Source organism: Trabulsiella odontotermitis, from assembly GCF_001188485.1.
GTDB lineage: Bacteria > Pseudomonadota > Gammaproteobacteria > Enterobacterales > Enterobacteriaceae > Trabulsiella > Trabulsiella odontotermitis_A.
Genome location: NZ_JNGH01000017.1, coordinates 1 through 15,706 on the forward strand (window position 1 = coordinate 1; position 15,706 = coordinate 15,706).

The window sequence follows — 15,706 nt, forward strand, 5'->3', positions numbered from 1 at the left end:
GTTACCCTGATCCACCCGATCGCGATGGACGACGGTCTGCGTTTCGCAATCCGTGAAGGCGGCCGTACCGTTGGCGCAGGCGTTGTAGCTAAAGTTCTCAGCTAATCGCTGATAACATTTGACGTAATGCGCAATAAAAGGGCATCATTTGATGCCCTTTTTGTACGCTTTCGAACCAGAACCTGGCTCATCAGTGATTTTATTTGTCATAATCATTGCTGAGACAGGCTCTGAAGGGGGCGTTTGACCCGAAACGCAGCAGAGCATTTCGGTTTGGTTGCCTCGCATTACGCGGGGCGAAAATGTTTGTCGAATTCTTGTGACAGGTTGGTTTATGAGTGCGAATACCGAAGCTCAAGGAAGCGGGCGCGGCCTGGAAGCGATAAAATGGCTGGTTGTTGCTGTCCTGCTGATTGTAGCTATCGTTGGCAATTACCTTTATCGTGACATGATGCTGCCGCTACGTGCGCTGGCAGTGGTTATTCTGATTGCTGCAGCGGGTGGTGTCGCGCTGTTGACGACGAAAGGTAAGGCGACTGTCGCCTTTGCTCGTGAAGCGAGAACCGAAGTCCGTAAGGTGATTTGGCCGACTCGCCAGGAAACATTGCACACCACGCTGATTGTGGCCGCAGTTACTGCTGTAATGTCACTGATCCTGTGGGGACTGGATGGTATTCTGGTTCGCCTGGTATCCTTTATCACTGGCCTGAGGTTCTGAGATGTCTGAAGCTCCTAAAAAGCGCTGGTACGTCGTTCAGGCGTTTTCCGGTTTTGAAGGCCGCGTAGCAACGTCGCTGCGCGAGCATATCAAATTACACAATATGGAAGAGTTGTTTGGTGAAGTCATGGTGCCGACCGAAGAAGTGGTCGAAATCCGTGGTGGCCAGCGTCGCAAAAGCGAGCGCAAATTCTTCCCGGGTTACGTGCTGGTTCAGATGGTCATGAACGATGCAAGCTGGCACCTGGTGCGCAGCGTTCCGCGCGTAATGGGCTTCATCGGTGGTACCTCTGATCGTCCGGCGCCTATCAGCGATAAAGAAGTTGATGCGATTATGAACCGCCTGCAGCAGGTAGGTGATAAGCCGCGTCCGAAAACGCTGTTTGAGCCAGGTGAAATGGTTCGCGTTAATGACGGTCCGTTTGCTGACTTCAACGGCGTGGTGGAAGAAGTGGACTACGAGAAGTCCCGTCTGAAAGTTTCTGTTTCTATCTTTGGTCGTGCGACCCCGGTAGAACTGGACTTCAGCCAGGTTGAAAAAGCATAAATAAGCAGCGATCAAACGTTGCACAAGGCGCGAGATTGGAATACAATTTCGCGCCTTTTGTATTTATGGGCTTCAGGCACATAAATCACGTATTTATCACGGGGAGCCTCATCGAGGCGCTATACCCACTAGAGGAAACTTAAATGGCTAAGAAAGTACAAGCCTATGTCAAGCTGCAGGTTGCAGCTGGTATGGCTAACCCGAGTCCGCCAGTAGGCCCGGCTCTGGGTCAGCAGGGCGTAAACATCATGGAATTCTGTAAAGCATTCAACGCGAAAACGGATTCCATCGAAAAAGGTCTGCCGATTCCGGTAGTTATCACTGTTTACGCTGACCGTTCCTTCACGTTCATTACCAAGACTCCGCCGGCTGCCGTTCTGCTGAAGAAAGCGGCAGGCATCAAGTCTGGTTCTGGCAAGCCGAACAAAGAGAAAGTGGGTAAACTGACTCGCGCTCAGCTGCAGGAAATCGCGCAGACTAAAGCTGCCGACATGACCGGTGCCGACATTGAAGCGATGACTCGCTCAATCGAAGGTACTGCGCGTTCCATGGGCCTGGTAGTGGAGGATTAAGAAATGGCTAAACTGACCAAGCGTATGCGCGTGATCCGTGAGAAAGTTGATGCGACCAAACAGTATGACATCAACGAAGCCATCACTCTGCTGAAAGAGCTGGCCACCGCTAAATTTACCGAAAGCGTTGACGTTGCAATCAACCTCGGTATCGATGCTCGTAAATCTGACCAGAACGTACGTGGTGCAACTGTACTGCCGCACGGTACTGGCCGTTCCGTTCGCGTAGCTGTATTTACCCAGGGCCCGAACGCTGAAGCTGCTAAAGCAGCTGGCGCTGAGCTGGTAGGTATGGAAGATCTGGCTGACCAGATCAAGAAAGGCGAAATGAACTTCGACGTTGTTATTGCCTCCCCGGATGCAATGCGCGTTGTTGGCCAGCTGGGCCAGGTACTGGGTCCGCGTGGCCTGATGCCGAACCCGAAAGTCGGTACTGTAACTCCGAACGTTGCTGAAGCGGTTAAAAACGCGAAAGCAGGTCAGGTTCGTTACCGTAACGACAAAAACGGCATCATCCACACCACCATCGGTAAAGTGGATTTTGACACTGACAAACTGAAAGAAAACCTGGAAGCTCTGCTGGTTGCGCTGAAAAAAGCAAAACCGACTCAGGCGAAAGGCGTGTACATCAAGAAAGTTAGCATCTCCACCACCATGGGTGCTGGTGTTGCCGTTGATCAGGCTGGTCTGACCACTACTGCTGCAAACTAATGCCTTTACGTGGGCGGTGGATTTGTCTACAATCTTACCCCCACGATTCTGTTGAAATATACAGACTCTATGCGAGTCATTTGAATTGCGGCAAGGCGGCAAACGAGTGAATCGCCAGGAGCATAGCTAACTATGTGACTGGTGTGAGCGAGAGCAGCCAACGCAGCAGTAGTTCGAAGGACGATGTCATAGAAAGAATTGTTCGTTGGAGCCTGGCCTATCCAGGCCTCCGTCGAAGACCGCAGGTGTTTCGCAAGAGACTTAATCCCCTGCGTAGACGGTGACAGAACGCTAAGATTATTTTTTATACTTTTGGCTTGTTTCTGCTCACCGTGTTTAGACGCTCTTTTGTTTGGAAAGAGTGAAGTGAGTTCCAGAGATTGTCTCTGGCAAACATCCAGGAGCAAAGCTAATGGCTTTAAATCTTCAAGACAAACAAGCGATTGTTGCTGAAGTCAGCGAAGTAGCCAAAGGCGCGCTGTCTGCAGTAGTTGCGGATTCCCGTGGCGTCACTGTAGACAAAATGACTGAACTGCGTAAAGCAGGTCGTGAAGCTGGCGTATACATGCGTGTTGTTCGTAACACCCTGCTGCGCCGCGTTGTTGAAGGTACTCAGTTTGAGTGCCTGAAAGACACGTTTGTTGGTCCGACCCTGATTGCATACTCTATGGAACACCCGGGCGCTGCTGCTCGTCTGTTCAAAGAGTTCGCGAAAGCGAATGCAAAATTTGAGGTCAAAGCTGCAGCCTTTGAAGGTGAGTTGATCCCGGCATCGCAAATCGATCGCCTGGCGACCCTGCCGACCTACGAAGAAGCAATTGCACGCCTGATGGCAACCATGAAAGAAGCCGCTGCTGGCAAACTGGTTCGCACTCTGGCTGCTGTTCGCGATGCGAAAGAAGCTGCGTAATCGCAGTTACGTTTTTAACGCATTCGCTTACGTATAAACTTATTCTGATATTCAGGAACAATTTAAATGTCTATCACTAAAGATCAAATCATTGAAGCAGTTGCCGCTATGTCCGTAATGGACGTTGTAGAACTGATCTCTGCAATGGAAGAAAAATTCGGTGTTTCTGCTGCTGCCGCTGTAGCGGTTGCTGGCGCTGGCGCTGCAACTGAAGCTGCTGAAGAGAAAACTGAATTCGACGTAATTCTGAAAGCTGCTGGTGCTAACAAAGTTGCTGTAATCAAAGCAGTACGTGGCGCTACTGGCCTGGGTCTGAAAGAAGCTAAAGACCTGGTAGAATCTGCTCCGGCCGCTCTGAAAGAAGGTGTGAGCAAAGATGACGCAGAAGCTCTGAAAAAATCTCTGGAAGAAGCTGGCGCTGAAGTTGAAGTTAAATAAGCCAACCCTTCCGGTTGCAGCCTGAGAAATCAGGCTGATGGCTGGTGACTTTTTGGTCACCAGCCTTTTTGCGCTGTAAGGCGCCAGTAGCATTTCACACTGTTTGACTACTGGTTGTCCTGACAATGCTTGTTTCTATCGACGACTTAATATACTGCGACAGGGTGCTCGCTCTGTGTAAATCGCAATGAAATGATTTAAGCGTGATAGCAACAAGCATTGCGGAAAGTGTTCCATTTTCCGGTCAACAAAATGGTGTTGCACAAACTGCCCCATGATGGGCAGATGGGTCGACTTGTCAGCGAGCTGAGGAACCCTATGGTTTACTCCTATACCGAGAAAAAACGTATTCGTAAGGATTTTGGTAAACGTCCACAAGTTCTGGATGTGCCATATCTCCTTTCTATCCAGCTTGACTCGTTCCAGAAGTTTATCGAGCAAGATCCTGAAGGGCAGTACGGTCTGGAAGCTGCATTCCGCTCCGTGTTCCCGATTCAGAGCTACAGCGGTAATTCAGAGCTGCAATACGTCAGCTACCGCCTTGGCGAACCGGTGTTTGACGTTCAGGAATGTCAGATCCGCGGCGTGACCTATTCCGCCCCACTGCGCGTTAAACTGCGTCTGGTGATCTACGAGCGCGAAGCGCCGGAAGGCACCGTTAAAGACATCAAAGAACAAGAAGTCTACATGGGTGAAATTCCACTCATGACGGACAACGGTACCTTTGTCATCAACGGCACCGAGCGTGTTATCGTTTCTCAGCTGCACCGTAGCCCTGGCGTCTTCTTTGATAGCGACAAAGGTAAGACCCACTCTTCCGGTAAAGTGCTGTATAACGCGCGTATCATCCCTTACCGTGGTTCCTGGCTGGACTTCGAATTCGATCCGAAAGACAACCTGTTTGTCCGTATCGACCGTCGTCGTAAATTGCCTGCGACCATCATTCTGCGTGCGCTGCAATATACCACTGAGCAGATCCTTGACCTGTTCTTTGAGAAAGTCATCTTCGAAATCCGCGACAACAAGCTGCAGATGGAACTGGTGCCGGAACGCCTGCGTGGTGAAACCGCCTCCTTTGACATCGAATCTGACGGCAAAGTGTACGTGGAAAAAGGCCGCCGTATTACTGCGCGCCACATCCGTCAGCTGGAAAAAGACGATATCAAACATATCGAAGTTCCGGTTGAGTACATCGCGGGCAAAGTGTCTGCGAAAGACTACGTTGACGAGTCTACTGGCGAGCTGATCTGCTCTGCGAACATGGAGCTGAGCCTGGATCTGTTGGCTAAACTGAGTCAGGCAGGTCACAAGCGTATCGAAACGCTGTTCACCAACGATCTGGACCACGGTCCGTACATGTCCGAAACCGTACGTATCGACCCGACCAACGATCGTCTGAGCGCGCTGGTAGAAATCTACCGCATGATGCGCCCGGGTGAGCCGCCGACTCGCGAAGCGGCTGAAAGCCTGTTTGAGAACCTGTTCTTCTCCGAAGACCGCTACGATCTGTCTGCGGTAGGTCGCATGAAGTTCAACCGTTCTCTGCTGCGTGACGACATCGAAGGTTCCGGCATACTGAGCAAAGAAGACATTATTGATGTCATGAAAAAGCTCATCGATATCCGTAACGGCAAAGGCGAAGTGGACGATATCGACCACCTCGGCAACCGTCGTATCCGTTCCGTGGGCGAAATGGCGGAAAACCAGTTCCGTGTTGGCCTGGTGCGTGTAGAGCGTGCGGTGAAAGAGCGCCTGTCTCTGGGCGATCTCGACACCCTGATGCCGCAGGATATGATCAACGCCAAGCCGATTTCCGCCGCCGTGAAAGAGTTCTTTGGTTCCAGCCAGTTGTCTCAGTTTATGGACCAGAACAACCCGCTGTCTGAGATCACGCACAAGCGTCGTATCTCTGCACTCGGCCCAGGCGGTTTGACCCGTGAGCGCGCAGGCTTCGAAGTTCGAGACGTACACCCGACCCACTACGGTCGCGTATGTCCTATCGAAACGCCTGAAGGTCCGAACATCGGTCTGATCAACTCCTTGTCCGTTTATGCACAGACTAACGAATACGGCTTCCTTGAGACTCCGTACCGTAAAGTGACTGACGGCGTGGTGACTGACGAAATTCATTACCTGTCCGCAATTGAGGAAGGTAACTACGTTATCGCTCAGGCGAACACCAACCTGACGGAAGAAGGTCGTTTTGTAGACGATCTGGTAACCTGCCGCAGCAAAGGCGAATCAAGCCTGTTCAGCGCAGACCAGGTTGACTACATGGACGTTTCCACCCAGCAGGTGGTTTCCGTCGGTGCGTCCCTGATCCCGTTCCTGGAACACGATGACGCCAACCGTGCATTGATGGGTGCGAACATGCAACGTCAGGCGGTTCCGACGCTGCGCTCTGATAAGCCGCTGGTTGGTACCGGTATGGAACGTGCTGTTGCCGTTGACTCCGGTGTTACCGCAGTGGCCAAGCGTGGCGGTCTGGTTCAGTACGTGGATGCGTCCCGTATCGTTATCAAAGTTAACGAAGACGAGATGTACCCGGGCGAAGCAGGTATCGACATCTATAACCTGACCAAATACACCCGTTCTAACCAGAACACCTGTATCAACCAGATGCCGTGTGTCTCTCTGGGTGAGCCGGTTGAGCGCGGCGACGTGCTGGCTGACGGTCCGTCCACCGACCTTGGTGAACTGGCGCTCGGTCAGAACATGCGTGTGGCGTTCATGCCGTGGAACGGTTACAACTTCGAAGACTCCATCCTCGTCTCCGAGCGTGTGGTTCAGGAAGATCGTTTCACCACTATTCACATCCAGGAACTGGCGTGTGTGTCCCGTGACACCAAGCTGGGGCCAGAAGAGATCACCGCTGACATCCCGAACGTGGGTGAAGCTGCGCTCTCCAAACTGGATGAATCCGGTATCGTTTATATCGGTGCAGAAGTCACCGGCGGCGACATTCTGGTGGGCAAGGTAACGCCGAAAGGTGAAACCCAACTGACCCCGGAAGAGAAACTGCTGCGCGCGATCTTCGGTGAGAAAGCGTCTGACGTTAAAGACTCTTCTCTGCGCGTACCGAACGGCGTATCGGGTACCGTTATCGACGTTCAGGTCTTTACCCGCGATGGCGTAGAAAAAGACAAACGTGCGCTGGAAATCGAAGAAATGCAGCTCAAACAGGCGAAGAAAGACCTGTCTGAAGAACTGCAGATCCTCGAAGCTGGCCTGTTTGGTCGTATCTACGCGGTGCTGGTCTCCGGTGGTGTTGAAGCTGAGAAGCTCGACAAGCTGCCGCGTGATCGCTGGCTGGAACTGGGCCTGACCGACGAAGATAAACAAAATCAGCTGGAACAGCTGGCTGAGCAGTACGACGAACTGAAGCACGAGTTCGAGAAAAAACTCGAAGCGAAACGCCGCAAAATCACACAGGGCGACGATCTGGCACCGGGCGTGCTGAAGATTGTTAAGGTGTATCTGGCCGTTAAACGTCAGATCCAGCCGGGTGATAAGATGGCGGGTCGTCACGGTAACAAGGGTGTTATTTCCAAGATCAACCCGATCGAGGATATGCCTTACGATGAAAACGGCACGCCGGTAGACATCGTACTGAACCCGCTGGGCGTACCGTCTCGTATGAACATCGGTCAGATCCTCGAAACCCACCTGGGTATGGCTGCAAAAGGCATCGGTGACAAGATCAACGCCATGCTGAAACAGCAGCAGGAAGTCGCGAAACTGCGCGAATTCATCCAGCGTGCGTACGATCTGGGCGCTGACGTTCGTCAGAAAGTCGACCTGAGCACCTTCAGCGATGAAGAAGTGCTGCGTCTGGCAGAAAACCTGAAGAAAGGGATGCCGATCGCAACGCCGGTCTTCGACGGTGCGAAAGAGTCTGAAATCAAGGAACTGTTACAGCTGGGTGGCCTGCCGACTTCCGGTCAGATCACGCTGTTCGATGGTCGTACCGGTGAGCAATTCGAGCGCCAGGTTACCGTTGGCTACATGTACATGCTGAAACTGAACCACCTGGTTGATGACAAGATGCACGCGCGTTCTACCGGTTCTTACAGCCTGGTTACTCAGCAGCCGCTGGGTGGTAAGGCGCAGTTCGGTGGTCAGCGCTTCGGGGAGATGGAAGTGTGGGCGCTGGAAGCTTATGGCGCCGCCTACACCCTGCAGGAAATGCTCACCGTTAAGTCTGATGACGTGAACGGTCGTACCAAGATGTATAAAAACATCGTGGACGGAAACCATCAGATGGAACCGGGCATGCCAGAATCCTTCAACGTACTGTTGAAAGAGATTCGTTCGCTGGGTATCAACATCGAACTGGAAGACGAGTAATTCTCGCTCAAACAGGTCACTGTTGCCGGGGTAAAACCCGGCCGCAGAGTGTGCTAACTCCGACGGGAGCAAATCCGTGAAAGACTTATTAAAGTTTCTGAAAGCGCAAACTAAAACCGAAGAGTTTGATGCGATCAAAATTGCTCTGGCTTCGCCAGACATGATCCGTTCATGGTCTTTCGGTGAAGTTAAAAAGCCGGAAACCATTAACTACCGTACGTTCAAACCTGAGCGTGACGGTCTGTTCTGTGCTCGTATTTTCGGGCCAGTTAAAGACTATGAGTGCCTGTGCGGTAAGTACAAGCGCCTGAAACACCGTGGCGTGATCTGTGAGAAGTGCGGCGTTGAAGTGACCCAGACCAAAGTGCGTCGTGAGCGCATGGGCCACATCGAGCTGGCGTCTCCGACTGCCCACATCTGGTTCCTGAAATCACTGCCGTCCCGTATCGGTCTGCTGCTCGATATGCCACTGCGTGATATCGAACGCGTGCTGTACTTCGAATCTTATGTGGTTATCGAAGGCGGTATGACCAATCTGGAACGCAACCAGATCCTGACTGAAGAGCAGTATCTGGACGCGCTGGAAGAGTTCGGTGACGAATTCGACGCGAAGATGGGTGCGGAAGCTATCCAGGCCCTGCTGAAGAGCATGGATCTGGAGCAAGAGTGCGAGCAGCTGCGTGAAGAGCTGAACGAAACCAACTCTGAAACCAAGCGTAAAAAGCTGACCAAACGCATCAAGCTGCTGGAAGCGTTCGTACAATCCGGCAACAAGCCGGAATGGATGATTCTGACCGTTCTGCCGGTTCTGCCGCCAGATCTGCGTCCGCTGGTTCCGCTGGATGGTGGTCGTTTCGCGACGTCTGACCTGAACGATCTGTATCGTCGCGCCATTAACCGTAACAACCGTCTGAAACGTCTGCTGGATCTGGCTGCGCCGGATATCATCGTACGTAACGAAAAACGTATGCTGCAGGAAGCGGTAGATGCCCTGCTGGATAACGGTCGTCGCGGTCGTGCGATCACCGGTTCCAACAAGCGTCCGCTGAAATCTCTGGCTGACATGATCAAAGGTAAGCAGGGTCGTTTCCGTCAGAACCTGCTCGGTAAGCGTGTTGACTACTCCGGCCGTTCTGTCATCACCGTAGGTCCATACCTGCGTCTGCATCAGTGCGGTCTGCCGAAGAAAATGGCACTGGAACTGTTCAAACCGTTCATCTACGGCAAGCTGGAACTGCGTGGCCTCGCCACCACCATCAAAGCCGCGAAGAAGATGGTTGAGCGTGAAGAAGCGGTTGTATGGGATATCCTGGATGAAGTTATCCGCGAGCACCCGGTACTGCTGAACCGTGCGCCAACCCTTCACCGTCTGGGTATCCAGGCGTTTGAACCGGTTCTGATCGAAGGTAAAGCTATCCAGCTGCACCCGCTGGTTTGTGCGGCATACAACGCCGACTTCGATGGTGACCAGATGGCTGTTCACGTACCGCTGACGCTGGAAGCCCAGCTCGAAGCGCGTGCGCTGATGATGTCTACCAACAACATCCTGTCCCCGGCGAACGGCGAACCTATCATCGTTCCGTCTCAGGACGTTGTACTGGGTCTGTACTACATGACCCGTGACTGTGTTAACGCCAAAGGCGAAGGCATGGTGCTGACTGGCCCGAAAGAAGCTGAGCGTATTTATCGCGCTGGCCTGGCCTCTCTGCATGCGCGCGTTAAAGTGCGTATCACTGAATATGAAAAAGATGCTAACGGTGAATTCGTTGCGAAAACCAGCCTGAAAGACACGACGATTGGTCGTTCTATTCTGTGGATGATCGTACCGAAAGGGCTGCCTTTCTCCATCGTCAACCAGGCGCTGGGCAAGAAAGCGATCTCCAAAATGCTGAACACCTGTTACCGCATTCTGGGCCTGAAACCGACCGTTATTTTTGCTGACCAGACGATGTACACCGGCTTTGCCTATGCAGCGCGTTCAGGTGCATCCGTGGGTATTGATGACATGGTCATCCCGGCGAAAAAACACGAAATCATCAGCGAAGCGGAAGCCGAAGTTGCTGAGATTCAGGAACAGTTCCAGTCTGGTCTGGTAACTGCGGGCGAACGCTACAACAAAGTTATCGATATCTGGGCTGCGGCGAACGATCGTGTATCCAAAGCGATGATGGATAACCTGCAAACTGAAACGGTAATTAACCGTGAAGGTAAAGAAGAGCAACAGGTTTCCTTCAACAGCATCTACATGATGGCCGACTCCGGTGCGCGTGGTTCAGCGGCACAGATTCGTCAGCTGGCAGGTATGCGTGGTCTGATGGCGAAGCCGGATGGCTCCATCATCGAAACGCCAATCACCGCGAACTTCCGTGAAGGTCTGAACGTACTCCAGTACTTCATCTCCACCCACGGTGCTCGTAAAGGTCTGGCGGATACCGCACTGAAAACGGCGAACTCCGGTTATCTGACGCGTCGTCTGGTTGACGTTGCGCAGGATCTGGTCGTCACTGAAGACGATTGTGGCACGCTGGAAGGCATCACCATGACCCCGGTTATCGAGGGTGGTGATGTTAAAGAGCCGCTGCGCGATCGCGTTCTGGGTCGTGTGACGGCGGAAGACGTACTGAAGCCGGGTACGGCGGACATTCTGGTTCCGCGTAACACGCTGCTCAATGAACAGTGGTGTGATCAGCTGGAAGCGAACTCCGTTGACTCCGTCAAAGTGCGTTCCGTTGTATCCTGTGACACCGACTTTGGTGTTTGTGCGCACTGCTACGGTCGTGACCTGGCGCGTGGCCACATCATCAACAAAGGTGAGGCAATCGGCGTTATCGCGGCACAGTCCATCGGTGAGCCGGGTACACAGCTGACGATGCGTACGTTCCACATCGGTGGTGCGGCTTCTCGTGCGGCTGCTGAATCCAGCATCCAGGTGAAAAACAAAGGTAGCATCAAGCTCAGCAATGCGAAGTCGGTTGTTAACTCCGCAGGCAAGCTGGTTGTCACCTCTCGTAACACCGAGCTGAAGCTGATCGACGAATTCGGTCGTACCAAAGAGAGCTATAAAGTGCCTTACGGTGCTGTGATGGCGAAAGGTGATGGTGAGCAGGTTGCTGGCGGTGAAACCGTTGCAAACTGGGATCCGCACACCATGCCGGTTATCACTGAAGTGGCCGGTTTCATCCGCTTCACCGATATGATCGACGGCCAGACGATTACCCGTCAGACCGACGAACTGACCGGTCTCTCTTCGCTGGTGGTTCTGGATTCCGCAGAACGTACCACGGGTGGTAAAGACCTGCGTCCGGCACTGAAAATTGTTGATGCTCAGGGCAATGACGTTCTGATCCCAGGCACCGATATGCCTGCTCAGTACTTCCTGCCGGGTAAAGCGATTGTTCAGCTGGAAGATGGCGTTCAGATCAGTTCGGGTGACACCCTGGCGCGTATTCCGCAGGAATCCGGCGGTACCAAGGATATTACCGGTGGTCTGCCGCGCGTTGCGGATCTGTTCGAAGCCCGTCGTCCGAAAGAGCCGGCGATTCTGGCAGAAATCAGCGGTATCATTTCCTTCGGTAAAGAAACCAAAGGCAAGCGCCGTCTGGTGATCACGCCAGTGGATGGTAGCGATCCGTACGAAGAGATGATCCCGAAATGGCGTCAGCTCAACGTGTTTGAAGGTGAACGTGTAGAACGTGGTGACGTAGTTTCCGACGGTCCGGAAGCGCCGCACGACATCCTGCGTCTGCGTGGCGTTCACGCAGTAACCCGTTACATCGTCAACGAAGTGCAGGACGTTTACCGTCTGCAGGGCGTTAAGATCAACGATAAACACATTGAAGTTATCGTTCGTCAGATGCTGCGTAAAGCTACCATCGTGAACGCGGGCAGCTCCGAGTTCCTCGAAGGTGAGCAGGTTGAATACTCTCGCGTTAAGATCGCCAACCGCGATCTGGAAGCGAACGGCAAAATCGGTGCGACCTATGCACGCGATCTGCTGGGTATCACCAAAGCGTCCCTGGCAACCGAGTCCTTCATCTCTGCGGCGTCGTTCCAGGAAACGACTCGCGTACTGACCGAAGCTGCCGTTGCGGGTAAACGTGACGAACTGCGCGGTCTGAAAGAGAACGTTATCGTGGGTCGTCTGATCCCGGCCGGTACCGGTTATGCGTACCACCAGGATCGCATGCGCCGTCGTGCTGCGGGTGAACTCCCGGCTGCACCGCAGGTAACTGCTGAAGACGCGTCTGCCAGCCTGGCAGAACTGCTGAACGCAGGCTTGGGCGGTTCTGATAACGAGTAATCGTTGCTGACCTGAAATAAAAACCCGCTTCGGCGGGTTTTTTTATATGTGGCTGAGTATTGTTGTTATTAATGCGCGGGTGGCAGACGGCGGTAAAGTTCAATCATGTCGCCAGCCAGATCCTGAATTACCATCGCGTTCATGAGATGATCCTGCGAGTGAACGGTAATCAGGTTAACCGGTAATTTTCCGGTCCCTTCGTCCAGCCCAATCAGCTTCGTCTGGATGGTATGGGCGTGCTTAACAAATTCACGCGACTCTTCCATCGCTTTCTCCGCATCGGCAAACTCGCCCCTGCGGGCCATTTGCAAGGCGGTGAGGGCAGAACTGCGGGCCGCGCCTGCGTTCACCAGTAACTCCATGATCGTGGATTCTAAATCTTCCATGGTTACTCCATCAGTTTCAGCGCTTTATCCAGCACGGCATCGCCTTTCATCATGCCGTAATCCATCATATCGATAACCGCGACTTTCTTGCCCAGCGGCTCGGCCTGCGCCTGGAGTTTTGCCAGCTCGTATTTCACCTGTGGCCCCAGTAACACGATATCTGCTGTATCAATGTTGTCTTTAAACTCAGCAACTGGCACGGCCTTGATGGTAACCGCCACGCCTTTTTTCTGTGCTGCTTCTTTCATACGTTGAACCAGCATGCTGGTGGACATCCCGGCGGCACAGCATAAAACGATATTCTTCATAAACTCCCCCTCGTGGCTCTCGATAGATATTCTTTATCCCGTGCGGAAAAGGAGAACAACCGCTTTACGGTGATTGTGTGTAAAGCATCACAAAAAAATGAAACCGGTTACAGTCTTGTTTTCTGGCAAAAAACAGGCCATCGCTCTGCGTATTTTGGTCATGCATATATTTAACCAGGCTGTTGAGGGCAGGGCGGACAGAGGAAGAAGGTGTCCGCCCTGGTCAACGTCCACTGCTGACGAGGGGCAGAGTAGCGAACCGGGAAAGTGTGCTCAATTTCCCGGTTCTGAGTTTGCGAAGTGTTATCAGGACTTTATCTTCATGCGACACATTGTTGCGAAATTATTGCGAGGCGCGTCCCAACCAGCTGTCCCAGTCTTTCCATATGGGCTGTAATCCCTGGGCAATTAACGCACTGGCAACCTCCTCAGGACGGCGACCATCGTGCGGCGCAAACTGTTCCAGTTCTGGATGGTCGTCAGCGTAGCCGCCTGGCTGGGTTTTGGAAAACGCGCTGACGTTGTTGATGGCCAGTGGGATCACGCGGTCGCGGAACCAGGGCGATTCACGGGTCGACAGCGACAGTTCAACCTCCGGCGCCAGCAGGCGAAACGCACAAATCACCTGCACCAGTTGACGCTCGTCCATGATGGACGCCGGTTCAATGCCGCCTGCACAGGGCCGTAGACGAGGAAACGAGATCGAATAGCGGCTCTTCCAGTAATGTTGTTGCAGCCACAGCAAATGCTCTGCCACCATGTAGCAATCCACCCGCCAGCTGTCTGACAACCCAATGAGCGCGCCAAGCCCAATCTTGTCGATACCCGCTTTTCCCAGCCGATCCGGCGTTTCCAGCCGCCAGACGAAATCCTGTTTGTTGCCCTTGAGGTGATGCTGCGCATACATCGCCTCGTGGTAGGTTTCCTGGTAGACCATCACGCCGTCCAGCCCGAGCGTTTTCAGCTCGGCATAGTCCGCCTGCGACATCGGCTGCACTTCCATTTGCAATGAGGCAAAGCGGCGGCGGATCGCAGGCAGGTGCTGGCGGAAATAGTCCATGCCCACTTTTTTCTGATGCTCGCCGGTGACCAGCAACAAATGCTCAAAACCCATCTCGCGGATCGCGGTGCACTCGCGCTCAATTTCCTGCGCATCCAGTGTCTTACGCTTAATACGGTTGCTCATCGAAAAACCACAATAGGTACAATCGTTAGCGCAAAGATTGGAGAGATACAGCGGCACGTAGAAGCTGACGGTATTGCCGAAGCGCTGGCGCGTGAGCCGCTGCGCGCGCTGTGCCAGCGGCTCCAGATACGCGCTGGCGGCAGGCGACAACAGCGCCATCATGTCATCGCGCGTCAGCTGGCGTGCAATGATTGCCCGTTCAACGTCAGCGGGCGTTTTGCTGTTGATACGCAGCCGAATATCGTCCCAGTCGAGCTGACGCCAGCGTTCGGTGAAGGTGCTCATGACAGCGCCTCCAGAAAACCGGTCAGCGGGCTGGTGGCCTGCGCCTGAACGCTGCGGGTGCCGGGAACGGCGTCATGCGCCAGCAGCCCCGCCTGGCGATGGCCGTGTTGACCAGCACGGCGTCAGCGCCCATTTCCAGCGCCTGCGCGGCGTGACTGGGTACGCCGATCCCGGCATCCACCACTACCGGCACGGTAGCCTGTTCGATGATGATCTCCAGCATCGCGCGGGTTTCCAGCCCCTGGTTGGAGCCAATCGGCGCCCCCAGCGGCATCACTGCCGCACAGCCAACCTCTTCCAGACGCTTACACAGCACCGGATCGGCCCCGCAGTAAGGCAATACCACAAACCCCTGCCGGACCAGTTTTTCCGCCGCTTTCAGGGTTTCAATCGGATCCGGCAGCAGCCAGCGGGCGTCCGGGTGAATTTCGAGTTTCAGCCAGTGGGTGCCGAGCGCTTCACGGGCCAGTTGGGCGGCGAAAAAAGCCTCGTCTGCCGTTTTTGCGCCGGATGTGTTGGGTAACAGCGTGACGCCAGCCTCGAGCAGCGGTGCCAGAATAGCATCGTTATGCTCATGCACGTTGACGCGCTTCATCGCCAGCGTCACCAGTTGGCTGCCCGAAGCGCGAATGGCATCCACCATCAACTGCGGCGAGGCGAATTTGCCGGTGCCGGTAAAGAGATGTGATTCGAACGTTTTGTCTGCAATACGTAACATATCAACCCCCTGCAATAACCTGAAAAAGCAGGATATTGTCGCCGTCCTGCAGATGATGAGCCGCCCACTGTTCGCGCGGGAGTACCTGTTGATTCAGCGCCAGCGCGATGCCGGGTTTGTGCTGCCCCAGTTGCTCGAGCAGATCCGCCACGGTGGAATCGTCGGCGCACTGTACCGGCTCGTCGTTAAACTGGATCTGCATGTCGCCCTCCGCATACCGGGCAGCACTGAGATCGGCGAAGCGCCAGCGTTCGCCAGCCGCTGGTGCGGGCGTCGCACA

Annotated in this window: 13 protein-coding genes and 2 pseudogenes; 9 read left to right on the forward strand and 6 right to left on the reverse strand. The window is 53.8% G+C overall.

Annotated features, from left to right (window positions below; translation table 11 throughout):
- The 9 genes from GM30_RS23475 to rpoC all read left to right on the forward strand — a co-directional run.
- The coding region (locus GM30_RS23475; protein ID WP_072093990.1) for an EF-Tu C-terminal domain-related protein at positions 1-105 on the forward strand (105 nt) is incomplete at its 5' end.
- A 229-nt stretch (positions 106-334) separates the two neighbouring features.
- Positions 335-718: a preprotein translocase subunit SecE gene (gene secE, locus GM30_RS01030; RefSeq protein WP_049847137.1), complete on the forward strand. Its 384-nt coding sequence runs from the start codon at positions 335-337 to the stop codon at positions 716-718.
- A 1-nt stretch (position 719) separates the two neighbouring features.
- Positions 720-1,265 (forward strand): transcription termination/antitermination protein NusG, encoded by a 546-nt coding sequence (gene nusG / locus GM30_RS01035; RefSeq protein WP_001287521.1) that lies wholly within the window; start codon positions 720-722, stop codon positions 1,263-1,265.
- Positions 1,266-1,408: 143 nt separating this feature from the next.
- Positions 1,409-1,837, forward strand: coding sequence for a 50S ribosomal protein L11 (gene rplK / locus GM30_RS01040; protein ID WP_049847138.1), 429 nt, complete (start codon positions 1,409-1,411; stop codon positions 1,835-1,837).
- 3 nt (positions 1,838-1,840) lie between these two features.
- Complete coding sequence (gene rplA, locus GM30_RS01045) at positions 1,841-2,548, forward strand: 50S ribosomal protein L1 (protein WP_049847139.1); 708 nt, start codon at positions 1,841-1,843, stop codon at positions 2,546-2,548.
- Between the two features lie 412 nt (positions 2,549-2,960).
- Complete coding sequence (rplJ, locus tag GM30_RS01050; RefSeq protein WP_003862338.1) at positions 2,961-3,458, forward strand: 50S ribosomal protein L10; 498 nt, start codon at positions 2,961-2,963, stop codon at positions 3,456-3,458.
- 66 nt (positions 3,459-3,524) lie between these two features.
- The gene (gene rplL, locus GM30_RS01055) at positions 3,525-3,896 is read left to right on the forward strand and encodes a 50S ribosomal protein L7/L12 (protein WP_038160598.1); all 372 of its coding nucleotides are present in this window, start codon (positions 3,525-3,527) and stop codon (positions 3,894-3,896) included.
- 318 nt (positions 3,897-4,214) lie between these two features.
- A complete protein-coding gene (rpoB, locus tag GM30_RS01060) occupies positions 4,215-8,243 on the forward strand; it encodes a DNA-directed RNA polymerase subunit beta (protein ID WP_049847140.1) in 4,029 nt (1,342 codons plus the stop codon).
- 76 nt (positions 8,244-8,319) lie between these two features.
- Complete coding sequence (rpoC, locus tag GM30_RS01065) at positions 8,320-12,543, forward strand: DNA-directed RNA polymerase subunit beta' (protein WP_049847141.1); 4,224 nt, start codon at positions 8,320-8,322, stop codon at positions 12,541-12,543.
- Positions 12,544-12,611: 68 nt separating this feature from the next.
- Here rpoC and GM30_RS01070 read toward each other — a convergent pair whose 3' ends face one another.
- From GM30_RS01070 to GM30_RS25885, 6 genes and pseudogenes are all read right to left on the reverse strand, one after another.
- Positions 12,612-12,929: a PTS lactose/cellobiose transporter subunit IIA gene (locus GM30_RS01070; protein WP_049847142.1), complete on the reverse strand. Its 318-nt coding sequence runs from the start codon at positions 12,927-12,929 to the stop codon at positions 12,612-12,614.
- A 2-nt stretch (positions 12,930-12,931) separates the two neighbouring features.
- Positions 12,932-13,237: a PTS sugar transporter subunit IIB gene (locus GM30_RS01075; RefSeq protein ID WP_049847143.1), complete on the reverse strand. Its 306-nt coding sequence runs from the start codon at positions 13,235-13,237 to the stop codon at positions 12,932-12,934.
- Between the two features lie 343 nt (positions 13,238-13,580).
- Positions 13,581-14,708 carry a 2-iminoacetate synthase ThiH gene (gene thiH, locus GM30_RS01080; protein WP_049847144.1) on the reverse strand — a complete coding sequence of 376 codons (1,128 nt, stop codon included), beginning with the start codon at positions 14,706-14,708 and terminating at the stop codon, positions 13,581-13,583.
- Positions 14,705-15,426: pseudogene (gene thiG / locus GM30_RS01085) on the reverse strand (thiazole synthase). The gene thiH and the pseudogene thiG overlap by 4 nt, the downstream one beginning before the upstream one ends.
- Before the next feature lies 1 nt (position 15,427).
- Positions 15,428-15,628, reverse strand: coding sequence for a sulfur carrier protein ThiS (thiS, locus tag GM30_RS01090; protein WP_049847145.1), 201 nt, complete (start codon positions 15,626-15,628; stop codon positions 15,428-15,430).
- Positions 15,612-15,706, reverse strand: a pseudogene (locus tag GM30_RS25885) (molybdopterin biosynthesis protein MoeB); the annotation flags it as partial. The gene thiS and the pseudogene GM30_RS25885, both read right to left, overlap by 17 nt.

Bases quoted from the DNA above. Each gene is read 5' to 3' on its own strand.
- rpoB (WP_049847140.1), top strand. From the start codon at position 4,215: ATGGTTTACTCCTATACCGAGAAAAAACGTATTCGTAAGGATTTTGGT.
- rplA (WP_049847139.1), top strand. From the start codon at position 1,841: ATGGCTAAACTGACCAAGCGTATGCGCGTGATCCGTGAGAAAGTTGAT.
- rplK (WP_049847138.1), top strand. From the start codon at position 1,409: ATGGCTAAGAAAGTACAAGCCTATGTCAAGCTGCAGGTTGCAGCTGGT.
- thiH (WP_049847144.1), bottom strand. From the start codon at position 14,708: ATGAGCACCTTCACCGAACGCTGGCGTCAGCTCGACTGGGACGATATT.
- secE (WP_049847137.1), top strand. From the start codon at position 335: ATGAGTGCGAATACCGAAGCTCAAGGAAGCGGGCGCGGCCTGGAAGCG.
- GM30_RS01070 (WP_049847142.1), bottom strand. From the start codon at position 12,929: ATGGAAGATTTAGAATCCACGATCATGGAGTTACTGGTGAACGCAGGC.
- thiS (WP_049847145.1), bottom strand. From the start codon at position 15,628: ATGCAGATCCAGTTTAACGACGAGCCGGTACAGTGCGCCGACGATTCC.
- rplL (WP_038160598.1), top strand. From the start codon at position 3,525: ATGTCTATCACTAAAGATCAAATCATTGAAGCAGTTGCCGCTATGTCC.
- GM30_RS01075 (WP_049847143.1), bottom strand. From the start codon at position 13,237: ATGAAGAATATCGTTTTATGCTGTGCCGCCGGGATGTCCACCAGCATG.
- rplJ (WP_003862338.1), top strand. From the start codon at position 2,961: ATGGCTTTAAATCTTCAAGACAAACAAGCGATTGTTGCTGAAGTCAGC.
- nusG (WP_001287521.1), top strand. From the start codon at position 720: ATGTCTGAAGCTCCTAAAAAGCGCTGGTACGTCGTTCAGGCGTTTTCC.